General features: G+C 59.0%; 16 protein-coding genes. 5 read left to right on the forward strand and 11 right to left on the reverse strand.

The window, feature by feature from the left end:
• Nucleotides 1-5 precede the first annotated feature (5 nt).
• Nucleotides 6-1703 carry an ABC transporter ATP-binding protein gene (locus ACTRWK_RS06665; RefSeq protein WP_288960802.1) on the forward strand — a complete coding sequence of 566 codons (1698 nt, stop codon included), beginning with the start codon at nt 6-8 and terminating at the stop codon, nt 1701-1703.
• Between the two features lie 58 nt (nt 1704-1761).
• On the opposite strand, the gene ACTRWK_RS06670 is transcribed toward ACTRWK_RS06665, so the two are convergent.
• The 4 genes from ACTRWK_RS06670 to ACTRWK_RS06685 form a co-directional block, all read right to left on the reverse strand.
• A complete protein-coding gene (locus tag ACTRWK_RS06670; protein ID WP_289081525.1) occupies nt 1762-3120 on the reverse strand; it encodes a histidine kinase dimerization/phospho-acceptor domain-containing protein in 1359 nt (452 codons plus the stop codon).
• On the reverse strand, nt 3117-3773 hold the full coding sequence (locus ACTRWK_RS06675; protein WP_037942989.1) for a response regulator transcription factor: 657 nt from the start codon (nt 3771-3773) through the stop codon (nt 3117-3119). The genes ACTRWK_RS06670 and ACTRWK_RS06675 overlap by 4 nt, the downstream gene beginning before the upstream one ends.
• A 112-nt stretch (nt 3774-3885) precedes the next feature.
• Nucleotides 3886-4287, reverse strand: coding sequence for a diacylglycerol kinase (locus tag ACTRWK_RS06680; RefSeq protein ID WP_009825846.1), 402 nt, complete (start codon nt 4285-4287; stop codon nt 3886-3888).
• Nucleotides 4284-5882: a phosphoethanolamine transferase gene (locus ACTRWK_RS06685; protein WP_289081527.1), complete on the reverse strand. Its 1599-nt coding sequence runs from the start codon at nt 5880-5882 to the stop codon at nt 4284-4286. The genes ACTRWK_RS06680 and ACTRWK_RS06685 overlap by 4 nt, the downstream gene beginning before the upstream one ends.
• Before the next feature lie 164 nt (nt 5883-6046).
• Between ACTRWK_RS06685 and ACTRWK_RS06690 the strand changes: the two genes are divergently transcribed.
• Nucleotides 6047-6679 (forward strand): DUF998 domain-containing protein, encoded by a 633-nt coding sequence (locus tag ACTRWK_RS06690; protein WP_289081550.1) that lies wholly within the window; start codon nt 6047-6049, stop codon nt 6677-6679.
• Nucleotides 6680-6796: 117 nt separating this feature from the next.
• On the opposite strand, the gene leuB is transcribed toward ACTRWK_RS06690, so the two are convergent.
• The 6 genes from leuB to ACTRWK_RS06720 form a co-directional block, all read right to left on the reverse strand.
• Nucleotides 6797-7903, reverse strand: a complete 1107-nt coding sequence (leuB, locus tag ACTRWK_RS06695; protein WP_009825849.1) for a 3-isopropylmalate dehydrogenase — start codon at nt 7901-7903, stop codon at nt 6797-6799.
• 65 nt (nt 7904-7968) lie between these two features.
• A complete protein-coding gene (locus ACTRWK_RS06700; RefSeq protein WP_289081528.1) occupies nt 7969-8913 on the reverse strand; it encodes an endonuclease/exonuclease/phosphatase family protein in 945 nt (314 codons plus the stop codon).
• A 32-nt stretch (nt 8914-8945) separates the two neighbouring features.
• Nucleotides 8946-9791 (reverse strand): hypothetical protein, encoded by an 846-nt coding sequence (locus ACTRWK_RS06705; protein ID WP_005851026.1) that lies wholly within the window; start codon nt 9789-9791, stop codon nt 8946-8948.
• Between the two features lie 322 nt (nt 9792-10113).
• Nucleotides 10114-10719, reverse strand: coding sequence for a 3-isopropylmalate dehydratase small subunit (gene leuD, locus ACTRWK_RS06710; protein ID WP_005851028.1), 606 nt, complete (start codon nt 10717-10719; stop codon nt 10114-10116).
• A gap of 30 nt (nt 10720-10749) precedes the next feature.
• Entirely contained in the window at nt 10750-12159 is a 1410-nt protein-coding gene (leuC, locus tag ACTRWK_RS06715) for a 3-isopropylmalate dehydratase large subunit (protein WP_037942994.1), read from the reverse strand.
• 76 nt (nt 12160-12235) lie between these two features.
• Nucleotides 12236-12334 carry an isopropylmalate isomerase gene (locus ACTRWK_RS06720; RefSeq protein WP_289081529.1) on the reverse strand — a complete coding sequence of 33 codons (99 nt, stop codon included), beginning with the start codon at nt 12332-12334 and terminating at the stop codon, nt 12236-12238.
• Nucleotides 12335-12519: 185 nt separating this feature from the next.
• Here ACTRWK_RS06720 and ACTRWK_RS06725 point away from each other — a divergent pair, with 185 nt between their 5' ends.
• The 3 genes from ACTRWK_RS06725 to rlmH all read left to right on the forward strand — a co-directional run bounded on the left by ACTRWK_RS06725 (nt 12520) and on the right by rlmH (nt 15215).
• On the forward strand, nt 12520-13875 hold the full coding sequence (locus ACTRWK_RS06725) for a mechanosensitive ion channel family protein (RefSeq protein ID WP_005851033.1): 1356 nt from the start codon (nt 12520-12522) through the stop codon (nt 13873-13875).
• Nucleotides 13876-14354: 479 nt separating this feature from the next.
• Nucleotides 14355-14723, forward strand: coding sequence for a ribosome silencing factor (rsfS, locus tag ACTRWK_RS06730; RefSeq protein WP_005851034.1), 369 nt, complete (start codon nt 14355-14357; stop codon nt 14721-14723).
• A gap of 21 nt (nt 14724-14744) precedes the next feature.
• The gene (rlmH, locus tag ACTRWK_RS06735; RefSeq protein WP_037964714.1) at nt 14745-15215 is read left to right on the forward strand and encodes a 23S rRNA (pseudouridine(1915)-N(3))-methyltransferase RlmH; all 471 of its coding nucleotides are present in this window, start codon (nt 14745-14747) and stop codon (nt 15213-15215) included.
• Between the two features lie 35 nt (nt 15216-15250).
• Here rlmH and ACTRWK_RS06740 read toward each other — a convergent pair whose 3' ends face one another.
• On the reverse strand, nt 15251-15607 hold the full coding sequence (locus ACTRWK_RS06740) for a hypothetical protein (protein ID WP_064216286.1): 357 nt from the start codon (nt 15605-15607) through the stop codon (nt 15251-15253).
• Nucleotides 15608-15626: the final 19 nt, after the last annotated feature.

Genomic DNA, 15626 nt, shown 5'->3' on the forward strand with positions numbered 1-15626 from the left:
GCCATATGCTCCGCCAATTTTTCGAATACTATCGTCCCCACACGCGCCTGTTCTGGGTCGACTTCGGCTCTGCCGTGCTGTCCGGCTTGCTGGAGCTTGCCTTCCCGCTCGCCATCACCGCCTTCATAGATCACCTGCTACCGCTTGGCGACCTGAGGCTGACCATACTGGCCGCGATTGGGCTGTTGCTGGTGTATCTGGTCAATACCGCCCTGATGGGGGTGGTGATCTATTGGGGGCACCGTCTGGGGATCGAGATCGAGACCGAGATGCGCCGCCGCGCTTTTTCGCATCTGACCCGGCTGTCTTGGCGCTGGTATGACCGGGCGCGCACCGGCAAGCTTGTCGCCCGAGTGACCCGCGACCTTGAAGAAATAGGCGAGGTCGCGCACCACGGGCCCGAAGATCTGTTCATCGCGGTGGTCACCTTTGTCGGAGCCTTTGCGTTGATGATCAATCTGCATGTCACGCTCGCCCTGATTACGGTCGTGATCGTGCCGCTGATGGTCTGGGTCGTGGCCGTTTACGGGGCGCGCATGACACGGTCTTGGCGCGATATCTATGCGCGTGTGGGGGCCTTTAACGTGCGCCTGGAGGAAGCCATCAGCGGCATCCGGGTCGTGCAGGCCTTTGCCAATGAAGATCACGAAGAAACGTTGTTCGCGCGTGACAACGCAGCCTATCGCAGGACCAAACTGTCGGCCTATGCGATCATGGCGAAGGCCAGTGCGATCCACTACATGGGCCTGCGTTTCGTGCAGGTTGTGGTGATGGTGGCGGGTGCTGGTTTTGTGCTGGAAGGGTCGCTGACCACGGGCGGCTTTGTCGGCTTCCTGCTGCTGGTCAGCGTCTTTTTCCGCCCGCTGGAGAAAATTGCCGCTGTGATCGAAACCTATCCCCGCGGTATCGCCGGTTTCCAACGCTACACCGAATTGTTGCAGACCGACCGCGATGTCAGCGATCGGCCGGATGCCGTCGCAGTGACCGTCACGCAAGGCGAGGTCGCTTTTGAAGATGTGTCGTTTGCCTATGACAGCCCGTTGCCCGTTCTGCATAACGTCACCTTGACCGCCAAAGCCGGTGAGACAGTGGCTTTCGTTGGGCCGTCGGGTGCAGGCAAGACAACGCTTCTGGCATTGCTCCCGCGGTTTTACGACCCTTCCGGCGGGCGGATTACGATTGATGGGATCGACATTGCGGATATGACCCTGAACAGTCTGCGCTCTCAGATCGGGTTGGTCTCTCAGGATGTGTTCCTATTCGGGTCCACCCTGCGCGAGAATATCCTGTACGGAAAACTCGATGCCACGGCGGCGGAACTGGATGCCGCGGTCGAGAATGCCCAGTTGGGCGCGCTCGTCTCCGCACTGCCCGAGGGGCTGGAAACCATCGTGGGCGAGCGGGGTGTCATGCTGTCGGGCGGGCAGAAACAGCGCGTCGCCATCGCCCGCGCTTTCCTGAAAAACCCACCGATCCTGATCCTGGACGAGGCAACATCGGCGCTGGATCGCGAGACGGAGCGCGACATCCAGCAGGCGTTGGAGCGGCTTTCAAAGGGCCGCACCACGCTCATTATCGCGCATCGGCTTGAGACGGTGAAACATGCCGACCAGATCATCGTCATGGAGGCAGGGCGCAAGGTCGAAGCCGGAACGCACGACAGCTTGCGCGCGCGCAATGGCCTTTACGCGCGGCTGACCTGACACGCATTTTATAACGCTTGGTGCTGCTTGGGCTCGCTTCCGGATCAGTTGGGGAAAGTCACCTTAGGCCGTTCGTCGTCTCGGGCAGGCGCAAGACGGCAGCAAAACCGCGCGGGCTCAGTTCCCGGGGTACGTAAATTTCAAGTTGGCATCCGGACTGGGCGCATAGATCTTGTATGATCGACAGTCCCAGCCCGTATCCGTCTGACAGCGCGCCACGCCGGTTGAACCGCTGCTTTATGCGGTCGAGGTCCGCGGGTGAGAGAGGGGCGCAATCGTTCACGACGGCAACTCTCCCCGATTGGCTGGCGTCTACAACCGTGGGCAAAGGGCCGCTAGCGTGCTTCAGGGCGTTGTCGAACATATTGTTCAGGATGATCCCAAGGGCATCCGGATCAACGCGCGTTGAAAAATGTGTTTCGGGAAACTTCAATTCGATCTTTTCCGGGGTGCGGCTTCGGCTGCGCATCTCGGACATCAAAAGCGTGATCACCGGGGAAACATCCGTCGCGACCGCATTGAGGCCCAGTCCTGATTGCGCCCTTGATAATTGCAATAGGCGCTCGATCAAGCGCTCAAGCCGCTTCAGACCTGTTTCGATTTCGACGATATTGTCGATCTTTGCGGGGTCGCTCAGCTTTGCCCGCAGCCGCTGCGCCTGCGCCAGACAAATGGCAACGGGGGTGCGCAATTCATGCGCGGCATTCGTGGCAAAGGCACGTTCTGCGGTGATGGCGCGGTCAAGTCGCCCCATGAGCCCGTCAAGCGTATCAATCGCCGGGGTTATTTCGGAAAAGACATTCTCGCGTTCAATCGGGGAAAGGTTGTGTTCGTTCTTTTCTGCGATGTTCCGGCTGAGCTCGGCAATCATCGCGACTGATCGTCGAACCGCCCAGAAGGAGGATACCGCAAAAAGCGCCCCCAACAGGCCAAAACCGATCGCCACAGCGATCACCACATCGGTTATCGCCTCATTGCGTTCCACCATCGGCTCGGCCACCACGACGCTGCCCGTCTCGGGCTGATCTGAACGGAGCATGATAAAGCGATGCCCGGCGGCGGTGCTTAGCCCGGTGGCCAATGGCGTGGGAAGCGCGAAAGCACCAACGCTTTTTGACTGCGCGTAGACCTGACCATCCGGATCCAGATACCACATCAACGCGCGTTCATCCGGCTTACGCAGTTTGCTTTCAAAATCCAGCAAGCCGCCCACGTCAAAGCCCGCGTCGCCTTGAGTCGTTTCGATGAACTCCACCAAGAGATGCGCCTTGCCAATCAGGCTGGCATCAAGCAGCTCGTCATACTCGTCCTTGAAGATATGCTGGACGATCAAAACGCCAATCACCATCACCGCCAGCCCGGGCACAAGCAGCGACCCGAGCAGCGACTGAACCAGACTTTTGCGGCGGCGTGTCATGAGGTCAAGGCGTAGCCTAAACCACGGTGCGTGGCGATAAGGTCTTTGCCTAACTTCGTGCGCAAACGGCTGATATGTGCCTCGATCGCGTTGCTTTCGACTTCTTCGCCGTAGTCATAGATGGCAGCTTCAAGGCTCTCCTTCGGTACGATCTGGGGTTTGCGGCGCAGTAGCGTTTCGAAGACACCCCATTCCTTAGCGGTCAGACGTACGGGCTGTTCAGCGCGCATGACGGTGTGATCGGACAGATTGACCACCACATCGTGCAACTGAACCGTTTGGGCAAACTGGTTGGCGCTGCGTCGACAGACGGTATGGATGCGCGCTTTGACCTCATCTAGGTCAAAAGGCTTAATCACATAGTCATCAGCACCCCTGTTCAACCCCTCTATTCGGTCCGACACCTTGTCGCGGGCAGTGAGAATGAGGATCGGCGTGCGTATGGCCTTTGCCCGCAGTTTGCTTAAAAAGTCCAACCCGTCGCCATCAGGCAACTGCAGGTCCAGAAGTACCACATCATAGGATAGCGTACGCAGCGCGGCGTCTGCCTCGTCCAGGGTGCAGAACCATTCGACAATGTGAAGATCCGCTTCCAGATGCTCTTTCAGCGGCCGCGCCAAAGCTTTTTCATCCTCGATCAAGAGTATGCGCATAATGTTACTGTCCAGTTCCGAGACGCGGCTTAGCCAATTCGGCTGATGCTGACATGATCATAGTTTCAGGCTTAGGGCATTCTATTTTCTGCGGCCGGTGCATCGGCATATCTCAGGCCATCCCGAAATAGCGCAAAGCGACCACAGCCATGAAAAAACCGTTCGCGAAAAGCAAACACATGGTCGCGAGCGAACCAAGGTCTTTGGCGTCACGGGCGAAAACTTCCCACTGTGGAGCAAGGTGGTCGACGATACATTCGATCGCCGTATTCAGAGCCTCGACCGCGACAAGAGCGGAAAAGAGGACCAGAAAGACCAGAAAATCAGCGACACCCGCATCCATGATGTAGAGCAGAACACTACCGATTGGCAGCGCCACAATAATATGCCTGAACGCGGTTTCCATCCAAAGACGTCGCAGCCCGCCAATCGAATAGCCCGCAGCGGCAAACAGATGGGCGACCCCCGTAACGCGTTCGGGTTTCTCAAGCGGTTTGATAATTTCCGGCTTCATATCTTGGCCACCTCAGTATTTGTTTTGCAGGAAGCAAAGATATCCAGATCGGGGTTACGCTCTGCGGTGTTGATGTCGAGCATCCCAAGTAGGGAATGGAACAGGTTGTCGTGTGACAGCGGCTTGTCCTTCTGTTCCGCCACACAGCTTTCATCGATGCCAAAGCGGGTTCGGAATGCGTCTGACATCCATAGGAGCATCGGGACATGGGTCTGCGTGTCCGGGGCCATGAAATAGGGTGCCCCGTGCAAATACAGCCCGCGTTCGCCAAGCGATTCACCGTGGTCGGACACATAAAGCAGTGACGTGGCCAAAGCTTCATTCGCGGCAAGCATTTTTATCGTCTGGGCAAGGATCTGATCCGTATAGGCGATGGTGTTATCATAGGCATTGGTGATCTCCTGCGGGGTGCATTTCTTGAACTCCGCCGTACGGCATGCGGGCGTGAAGCGTTCGAATGCCGCCGGATAGCGCTGATAATAGGTCGGCCCGTGACTGCCGATCTGGTGCAGAACCAAGACCGTGTCCTGCTTGATCGATGCGATGTAGTCTTTCAACGGCTCAAGGAATATGCCGTCGATACATTCACCCGTTGCACAGAACTCCGGGTCGGTCAGATCGTTGAACCTGCGTGTCTTGAACCGTGCGGCAATCGCTTTGTCGCCGGTGTTATTGTCCCACCATTCGACCTGCAGCCCGGCATGCCCGAAGACATCTAGCACATTCTCGGTCGAGGTGCCTTTTTCAAAGCTGTAGTCATCTCGGCTGTATTTTGAGAACATACAAGGCAGTGACACCGCCGTGGCAGTGCCACAGGACTGGATATTGCTAAAGTTGATAATTGGCAGCTTGGACAGCTCTGGGTTCGTGTCGACGCCGTATCCGTTCAAGCTGAAATTCTGCGCCCGCGCGGTTTCCCCCGCAACGACAACGGTCAGCATAGGCTTTTGCGGCGCGTCATAGGCAGAACCGCCCCTTGCATTCGTTCCGGTGCTGGTGAGGACCAGATTGGCCGAACGCGACATCATCTTGGCGTATCGGATCGCGCCTACCAACGGGGCACCGGGCTGGTAGCTGCTCATGAAATCCTTCCGCTCGCGCAGGATCGAAGCATAGGATTTCAGGTCTGACATCAGCAATCCTGCGGCCAATGCAAGGCTGACAACAAAGGTCAGTATCGGCGTTACAGCCGCCCTGATCCGCGTCTGGGGTCGAATGGGCACCCAGATCACGACGAGCGCGGGCAACACACCGAAGACAATAATATGGGTGATGTAGCCAGGTGTTATCAGATGCCGGGATTCCGCGACGGTGGTCACCATGACATTTTGTATCATATCGCGGTCAACGATAATGCCAAGTGTATCGACGTAATAAGACGTCATGGCGGCCAGTATGAGCATCGAGACCAGAAACGGTTTAACCGTCCACGGGTATGCGAACAGGCTGAAGGCGGCCAACGTCAAACAGAACACAGCCCCCATAAAGCCCACGAGCGACAATAGGTGGCCCGAGAAGACATCCCTTGAGATGTCCCAGAATGTGCTATTATCGACACTGAACACGAATGCGATGGAAAGAACGGTCAGCAGCACGGGGGAGATGCTTATCCGTTCACGCAGAACGGCTAGCCGGGATAAAAGGGTCTTCACAGAGGCCATAATAGAGCTTTCGCAGATTTAGATGCGTGCTCATGACCAGCGTAAGCTTACGAAAAGCTTACGATCGGAATTTTTCATTTTTAAAAGGTAAATTGTACATGGAGAACGAAATCGGCGACGCAGCAGTTCGAGAAAGGCCCGGGCTCGTGCGCCTCCTTGCGTGGTACGCGATATTTGGCTGCATCCTGTTTTCGGTGATGATCCTGATCGCGGATTTTGTTGTTCCGGGCCACGACTGGATCGCCGACACCATCAGCGATCTTGGTGCGGGTGAATATGAATATATTGTCGATATCGGCATCTATGCGTTTTCGGCTTCACTGATATCGGTCGCTTTACTTGCCGCGCATATTCATCTGGGCAATTGGCGCTGGAGCGTCGGGATCGTGGGCTTCACCGTCTTGGGGCTGATTGTCTTCCTTGTTGGCGCGCGGAATGAATACGGCGACAACGACAGCGATGGCGTCGTGATCCATAGCTACTTGGTCTATGCTCTTGGCCTTCTTATGGCGATCTTACCGTGGTCCATGTCAGAAGGGGCGCGCTGCTGCGGTGCAATATACGCCAGAATCCTTGTCGGCCTCTCCGCGCTCTGGACCGTCTCGGCACCGGTCTTTTTCATGCTACCCACCGATGTTGACGGTCTTTACGAACGGTATCTTGGTGTGATTGCGATGGCGACGGTGATCACTCTGGCGGTATTGTTTCTGCGCCGGCAGGGGCGCGGATAGGGTCACGGCTGCTGCATTCGCTTATGCCCGCTTCAACGGGCGTGGCTGCGGCATGCTGCAGCTCTGGCGAAAGCAAAGCAGCCCCGCCGGTCATCCGGCAGGGCTGCTCTTTAGGTCTTACAGGCTCGCATCCAGCGCGGCGAGGATTGCGTCGCCCATTTCGGAGGTCGAGATGGGTGAGCCGCCTTCGGGGCCCATCAGATCCGCGGTGCGTGCCCCATCGGCGAGCACTTTTTCAACGGCTTTTTCCAGACGCGCGGCTTCATCGCCTTGGTCGAAGGAATAGCGCAGCGCCATTGCAAAGCTGAGGATACAGGCGATGGGGTTCGCCTTGCCTTGCCCCGCGATATCGGGGGCAGAGCCGTGGACGGGCTCGTACAGCGCTTTGGGGCGGCCATCGGCATTGGGCGCACCCAACGAGGCAGAGGGCAGCATCCCCAGCGAGCCTGTCAGCATCGCGGCACAATCGGACAGGATATCGCCGAACAGGTTGTCGGTGACGATCACGTCGAACTGCTTGGGCGCGCGCACCAGCTGCATCGCGCCGTTGTCGGCGTACATGTGGGACAGCTCGACATCGGGGTAGTCTTCGTCATGCACTTTCTGCACGACTTCGCGCCACAGGATGCCGCTTTCCATGACGTTGGCTTTCTCCATCGAGCAGACTTTGTTGCCCCGACGACGCGCCAGTTCAAAGGCAGACCGTGCGACACGGTCGATCTCGGATTCGGTGTAGCGCTGTGTATTGATGCCGACGCGTTCGTTGCCTTCCTCGAAAATACCGCGGGGTTCGCCAAAGTAGACACCCGATGTCAGTTCGCGCACGATCATGATGTCGAGCCCGGCAACGAGGTCTTTCTTCAGCGAGGAGAAATCCGCCAGCGCGTCAAAACACTGTGCCGGACGCAGGTTCGAAAACAGGTCCATTTCCTTGCGTAGGCGCAGCAGGCCGCGTTCGGGTTTCACGGAGAAATCAAGCTCGTCGTATTTCGGCCCGCCAACGGCACCGAGCAGAACAGCATCCGCCGCCAGTGCTTTGGCCATCGTGTCGTCATGCAGGGGGGTGCCGTGTTTGTCATAGGCGGCACCGCCGACCAGATCGTGATCCACGTCAAAGGCCAGATCGCGCTTGTCGCCAAACCAGTCGATGATGCGAACAACCTGGCCCATGACCTCGGGGCCGATGCCGTCACCGGCGAGGATTAGCAATGTGGGGTTGGCCATGCGATGTCTCCTGAAAAATACGTTGATAGCGGGGTAGCGCGGGGAGCCAGAGGGGTCAAGAACGGCTAGCGGTCAAGATCGGCCCAGACCACGCCATGGCGGCTGGCAGCAGGGTCGCGGGCCACGCCAGCGGCGACGACGCGCCAGTCGGTTGAAGGCAGTAGATAGTCGACACGCATATCTCCCAAACCGTCGAAGGTGACGGTGGGCTGGCCCGCCAGCGGGTCGTGGAGCGCGGGGTGATCCAGCAGCGTCTGGATCGCGGCGCGCAGCCCTTCGCCTTTCGCCGGATCAAGATTTGCATCCCCCAGCAGGATAAAACGGTCTGTTGGCGGCGGGCCGAAGGTGCCCGCCAGATAGTGATCCCAGAACAGGATTTCATCATGGTTGCGTTTGCCGTTGCGGTCCTCTGGTCCGTCGAACACAGGGGGCGTCGCATAAAAGGTCAACAGGGTCAGGGGCGCTTGATCTGGGATGTCGAAGGGCACGACCCATGCCCCGTGCGAGGCAAGCCGCTGCACCTCTTGCGCCGCGGCAGAGGGGAAGGGGGCACCGTCCGTCTGCGGCAGTAGCGCATCGGGCAGGTCACGCCACAGGAAATCGCTGTAATCCTGAACATCGGTGCGCAGCACGGGATAGCGCGACAGGATCGCCATCGCGCCCGCGCCGAAGAAGCGGCCATAGCCCTGACCATCGCGCGCGCCGCCCGTTTTACCGTCGCCGTCCATATCCAGACCCGTAGGCCGTCCCGCATTCGGGGGCAGCGCGAAACGGTAGGGGTAGCTGGGGCCAGCCTCGCCAACCCTGTCAGCCAAAGCGCCAAGCGTTGTGCCGCCAAGATCGTAATCCACCCCCTGCAGCACGATGATATCGGCAGCGACATCCGCCAGCAGGCGCGTCACAGCGGTAACCTGCGGGTCCGCCCCTTTGGCAATGTCGCGCAGCAGCAGACCCGGTCCGGCCCGCGATAATTCGGTGTTGAAGGTGGCGATGCGCAGAGGCTCTGCCATCGCGGGGGATGCGGCCAGCAGGACGCCTGCGATCAGGCTGGCTGCAAGCCGTGATCTTTCTCCGCCTCGTCGGCATAGGCGCGACGGCGTTTCTCTTCGATCATCTCGGCGATCTTGCCCATGGCAATGCCGCGCATGATGATGCTGGCAGGAAGGAAGGCCCATGCGGCGACTGTCCAGATCTGGGTATGCGGGTTCTGCAATGTAATCGGGTCTAGCAGATCGGCCGCCGCTTTGACTACTGCGGGGATCAGGAAGGGCAGAAGGAAGCCAAGCGCGATATTGATCCGTGCGTCCCGTTGCAGACGATAGATGACATCCCCGCCCGCGGTCGGGTCGAACAGCGGCAGGTTCACCCAGACGTTAAAGGCCCCCTGACGTACGGGCCAATTCATGATGCGCACCAGCACCAGAAACGCCCCCATCGAGATCAGCGAGATCAGATAGGCCATGCCCGCGGACGTACGGACCGATGTCACCAGTGCGTCGCTGGCGCTTTCGGGCAGCATCAGGACAATCATGCGCACCGGCGAAAAGGGGAAATCCATCGCATTGCCAAGGATCGTCCCGATAGAGGTCATGGCACCGCCCAGAACCGAGGGGCTGACCTTTTGCTTCAGGATCAACGTCAGCAGGATGATCGTGACCAGCAAGCAGACATAGCGCAGCCGGTTGAAGGGGGCCGCGTCGCGGAATTCGATGATGCTTGGGAAGTTCGAGTTGTATTCGATAAACGTGAGGAAACAGGCGATCAGCGCCACCAGCATTGTGATCTGGCTGGAATCGTTCAACGCATCGGGTAACATGAGGGCGGGCGTTGCAATCAACAATGCCACCAGAATGCCACGCGCTGCCGCGCCGGATATACGTGCAATCACAAAACTACCCTTCCAAACTGGCCAGCCACGATTCTTTGCCGCGTGCTTGTTCCAACTTGATGCCCTCGGGTGTCGAAGGCCTGCCTCAGAATTGCCTCAATTGTGTCTTCTTTCGCCACATTCCTCAAGCCCGTTCCTGACGATGCGCGCGGATCTGAGACATTTTGAGCGCAGGTGTGGTGCGATATTGCATCATAGCTGCGGCGAAAATGACGCAACCCGCGGTCTGTTGTGGGCAACAAAGCGGTGCCCACAACCATGTATAAAACTCAACCCGTGGTTAGGTCAAGCGCGCCAGCCCGTCGGGCCGGGCCCGTGGGGATCAGACCCAGGGGCGTGCCTGTGCAGCGGCAGATTCGAAGCTGTCGATAGAGGCCGCTTTTTCCAGCGTCAGACCAATATCGTCGAGCCCGTTCATCAGGCAGTGCTTCTTGAACGCGTCAACCTGGAAGCTGATGACTTCACCGTCAGAGCTGGTGATCGTCTGCGCCTCAAGATCCACTTCGATCCGCGCGTTAGAGCCTTTTTCAGCGTCTTTCATCAACAGGTCCACCTGCTCTTGCGGCAGGGCGATCGGCAGGATGCCGTTCTTGAAACAGTTGTTGTAGAAGATGTCCGCAAAGCTGGGCGCGATGACACAGGTGATGCCGAAATCGGCGATGGCCCAAGGCGCGTGTTCCCGCGAAGAACCACATCCGAAGTTATCGCCCGCCACAAGAATCTGCGCGTCACGGTATTGCGGTTTGTTGAGCACGAAATCCGGTACTTCGTTGCCGTCGCGGTCATAGCGCATCTCGTCAAACAGGTTCACGCCAAGGCCCGACCGTTTGATCGTTTTCAGGAACTGCTTGGGGATGATCATATCGGTGTCGATATTCACCATCGGCATGGGGGCCGCGATCCCGGAAAGTTTGTCGAATTTGTTCATGGTTTTGTTGTCCTTTGATCTGATGGCCGCTTACGCGTCGAGCTTGCGGATATCGGTCAAACGTCCGGTAAGAGCGGCAGCGGCAGCCATCGCGGGGGACATCAAGTGGGTGCGCCCCTTAAAGCCCTGACGGCCCTCGAAGTTGCGGTTCGATGTCGATGCGCAGCGTTCACCCGGTGCCAGTTGGTCGGGGTTCATCGCCAAACACATGGAACACCCCGCAAGGCGCCATTCGAAACCGGCATCCTTGAAGATATCGGCAAGCCCTTCTTCCTCGGCCTGCGCCCGCACAAGGCCGGAGCCCGGGACGATCATGGCGCGCATGCCGTCCTTGATCTTCTTGCCTTTCAGAACCGCCGCCGCAGCGCGCAGGTCTTCGATGCGGCCGTTGGTGCAAGACCCGATGAACACGGTATCGATCTCGATATCGGTCAGCGCCATGCCTTCGGTCAGGCCCATGTATTCGATCGCGCGTTTCGCCGCGTCGACCTTGCCGCCGGTGAAGTCGGATGCCGCGGGCACTTTGGCGGTGATGGGCAGAACATCCTCGGGCGAGGTGCCCCAGGTGACGGCTGGTGCGATGTCTTCGCCCTTGATCGTGATGACCTTGTCCCAATGGGCGTCGTCATCGGAATACAGAGTTTTCCACCAATCCATCGCGGCTTCCCACTGGGCACCCTTGGGCGCGTGGGGGCGGCCTTTGCAATATTCGAACGTCTTGTCGTCCGGCGCGATCAGGCCAGCGCGCGCGCCGCCCTCGATGGCCATGTTGCAGACGGTCATGCGGCCTTCCATCGACAGGTCACGGATCGCCTCGCCGCAATATTCGATGACATAGCCGGTGCCGCCCGCCGTGCCGGTTTCACCGATCACGGTCATGGTGATGTCCTTGGCGGTCACACCGGGGGCAAGCTTGCCGGTGATCTCGACCTTCATGTTCTTGGATTTCTTCTGGATCAGAGTTTGCGTCGCCAGCACGTGTTCCACCTCCGAGGTGCCGATCCCGTGGGCCAGCGACCCGAAGGCCCCATGTGTCGCGGTGTGGCTGTCACCGCAGACAACGGTCATGCCGGGCAGGGTCCAGCCCTGCTCGGGGCCGACGATATGCACGATGCCCTGACGCACATCGGACACGGGGTAGTAGTGCAGGCCGAATTCCTTGGCGTTTGTATCAAGGGCGGCCACCTGAACGCGGCTGTCTTCGGTCATCGTCGCGGCGTTGGCGCGGTCCAGCGTGGTCGGCACGTTGTGATCGGGCACAGCGATGGTCTGGTCAGGGCGGCGCACGGTGCGGCCCGTCATCCGCAGCCCTTCAAAGGCTTGCGGGCTGGTCACTTCGTGGACGAGGTGACGGTCGATGTACAGAAGGCAGGTGCCATCGTCGGCCTCGTGCGCGACATGGGCATCCCAGATTTTATCATAGAGCGTTTTGGGGGACATGTGGTCCTCTCCCGTATGTTATGTAAGCGAAGTATAGGGGTGTACGAAAGACGAGCGCCAAGGCGCGGGCGGGCGTTTATAGTCGCGCCAGCACGGTGTGGGTTGCCCCGAAAAAGCGTTCGCGCAAGCGGGCGCGGTCGCAAATGTTGAACAGATCGTCTGAAATATGTGTCATAGCGGCTTAGCTAGACGCTTTCGCCCATGTGATCAAGGATTCTGACGGTGTGCGGTGGTGCCACGGTGGTGGCGCGGCTGCATCGGATCACGTGCTTGTGCACGGGCACGGGTATCCCTTCTTGCGCGGTGCGCGGGATTGTCCCACCATTGAAACCCTGTACAAGTTTCTTGCCTTGAAAGTTCATGATGACCCCAGACCCCTTTGCCCATTTCCTTGAGAGTATCCAGGCGTTGATCGCAGGGGGGATCGGATTGGCGGAAAGCCTGATGCAGCCCGGCTGGCGTCAGTACCAGATGTTCATCCTGCTCGGGCTTGCGCTGATATCATGGGGGCTGCATCACGCCACGGGCAACTGGCTGCAAAACTGGGTCCGCTCGCGCGAGGGGTGGTCCAAGTGGCAGTTGCGCATGGTGGTGCAGGTCAAGCGGCGTCTGGGGCTGATGTGGTTCGCCCTGCTGGCAGGGACAGTCTATCTGGTGATGCAGAACATCACCTGGCCGTCGCGGTCCTATCTGATCGGCATATTCGCAACGCTGGTGGCTGTTTGGGTCTGTATCGCCTTCGCAGCGCGGCTGGTGCGCAACCGCCCCATGCGGCGTCTGGTGACATGGGGGCTGTGGATCTACGCCACGCTCTATGCGCTGAACGTGGTCGATGATGTCTCGGCGTTTCTGGATTCGGTGGCACTGTCGATCGGGGATTTCCGACTATCGCTGCTGACGGTGATCACCGCGCTGGTGGTGATCGGCCTGTTCTTCTCTGTGGCGCGGATCATCAGCCAGACCAGCGCTGCCACGATCCGCAAGAACGAAGACATCAGCCCCTCTATGCAGGTGCTGGCGGTGAAGGGCGTACAGCTGACGCTTTATGGCATCGCGTTTTTTATGGGGGTCAAGGCCGTCGGGATTGACCTGACCGGGCTTGCGGTGCTGTCGGGGGCGATTGGTGTGGGCCTTGGTTTCGGCCTGCAAAAGGTCGTGTCGAACCTTGTGTCGGGGATCATCATCCTCATCGACAAGTCGATCAAGCCGGGGGATGTGATCAGCCTTGGCGATACCTTTGGCTGGATCCAGACCTTGGGCGCGCGCTATGCCTCTGTCGTGACGCGGGACGGGAAGGAATATTTGATCCCGAACGAGGACCTGATCACCGGTCAGGTGGTGAACTGGTCCCACTCCAACGATTTTGTGCGGCTCGATATCTATTTCGGCACGGCTTACGGGGATGATCCCCATGTGGTGCGCAAGCTTGCGGTAGAGGCCGCAAGCGGGGTCGAGAGGGTGCTGAGCTTCAAGGCGCCGGTCTGTCATATCGTGGGCTTTGGGGATAGCAGCGTCGATTACATCCTGCGCTTCTGGATCAAGGACCCGACAGGCGGTCTGACCAATATCAGGGGCAATGTTTATCTGGCGCTTTGGGATGCGTTCAAAGAGCACGGCATTTCGATCCCCTTCCCGCAGCGCGAGGTCAAGGTTCTGGACGACAGCAAGCTCGCCCTGTCCCGCGCGGGTGCAGGTGCCGGATCAACACAGGAATGAGCGGCGGGAATCAGCGGGGCCGGGATCCTGTCGTGACTTCACCTATCCCCCTGTCGCGGGCGCATGGCAGCTTTGCGACGCTGTAGCACGACTGCCAACTCGAGCCGGACGGATGGCATATGTGCCTTTCGGCCAGACCTTCATGGCGCTGCGAGGAGGGTGGTCGTCGTACCCCCTGACAACGCCAGTGCCGTCAGTAAAAATGCACACCGGACAAGAGTTTGCCCGTCAGGGCGTGCCATTCTCTGGCCGCGTCACGGGCGGCCCGTCAAAGCGGTGGTGTCGCGGCTCTCGGAGCGGGCCCGACTGGCGCGCGCCGGTAAATGCCGGTCATGGCCGCTTGTCATTGAAATTTCACTTCGGCGTGCCTATTCTAGGACATCCCCAGCGCCGGGGGACTGTCGGCGCGTCTAAAGGAGGACAATGTCCTGTCAACGCTTTCAAATGCAGTTCCGACTGCTACCCCGCAGGCAGCCCTGATGACTGCTGAACAAAACACAGCCACAAGCGACGCTCTGCTGGCTTCAATCCTTTCCCAACTTGACGACGACAAAGCCGAAGAAGTTGTGCAGATCGATCTGCGCGGCAAAACGGCGATTGGCGACTATATGGTTGTGTGCTCCGGCCGGTCTTCGCGTCAGGTTTCGGCGATCGCTGAAAAACTGGCCCAGATGGTCAAGGACGACTATGGCCGTTCGCCCAAGGTCGAAGGCAAGGAAACAGGTGACTGGGTGCTGATCGACACAGGCGATGTGATCGTTCACGTGTTCCGTCCGGAAGTCCGCGAATTCTACCAGCTGGAGAAGATGTGGATGACCACAGAAGCCCCAGCCGTGATGCCGCATTAAGCTGCCTTTCAGGCAGGGATCATGCGTGTTCACATCTGTGCGGTCGGGCGTTTGCGCGCCGGACCGGAAAAAGACCTCATTGATGATTATCTGAATCGGTTCGATCGAACCGGTCGCGCGCTGGGCCTAGGGCCCGCGCGCGTGATCGAGGTTGAGGATAAGAAAAATGGCGGTATGCCCGCCGAAGCCGCGTTGCTGCGCCGTGCCATTCCTGCGGGGTCGTTGATCTGCGTGATGGACGAACGAGGAAAGGTCGAAACCTCACCGGATTTCGCCAACCGTCTAGGGGGCTGGCGCGATCAGGGGCGGGGGGATCTGTGCTTTGTCATCGGCGGCGCGGATGGCATCGACAAAGAGCTACGCCGCGAGGCGGATCATGCGCTGTCATTCGGCAAGATGGTCTGGCCGCACATGCTGGTGCGCGTCATGCTGGCAGAACAGCTGTATCGCGCCGCCTCGATCCTGTCGGGCGGCCCATACCACCGCGAATAAATCCGCCAGCTCTGGCGTCGAGCCACGCCCAAACCTTACTTGATCTGGACCTTCTTGATCTCCTTCCCCCAACCGGACTGCGTATCGCGGGCCTGAATGCCGACCTCTGTCGTGCCTGCGGGCAGCTCAACGCCGGACAGGGAACGGGTTAGCGGTTGTTCGTCCACGTGGGGGTGGATCAATTCGCGGATCGCCAGCTGGTTGCCATCGGCATCCAGAATGCGCCACGCGTCCGAAAAGTGGTCCCAGCCGGTATCATTATGGCTGATCGTCACGTCGAATTTATAAAGGCCGCCCTCTTTCGACACGCGCACCGAATTGATGGAGGTCGGGTCAGCCGCAGCGACCTGTGCTGCAACCAGCAGCGGAATGGAAAGGATCAATTTGTACATGAATACACCAATGTCTGAA

The organism is Sulfitobacter sp. G5_S2_6_S6 (genome assembly GCF_054968505.1).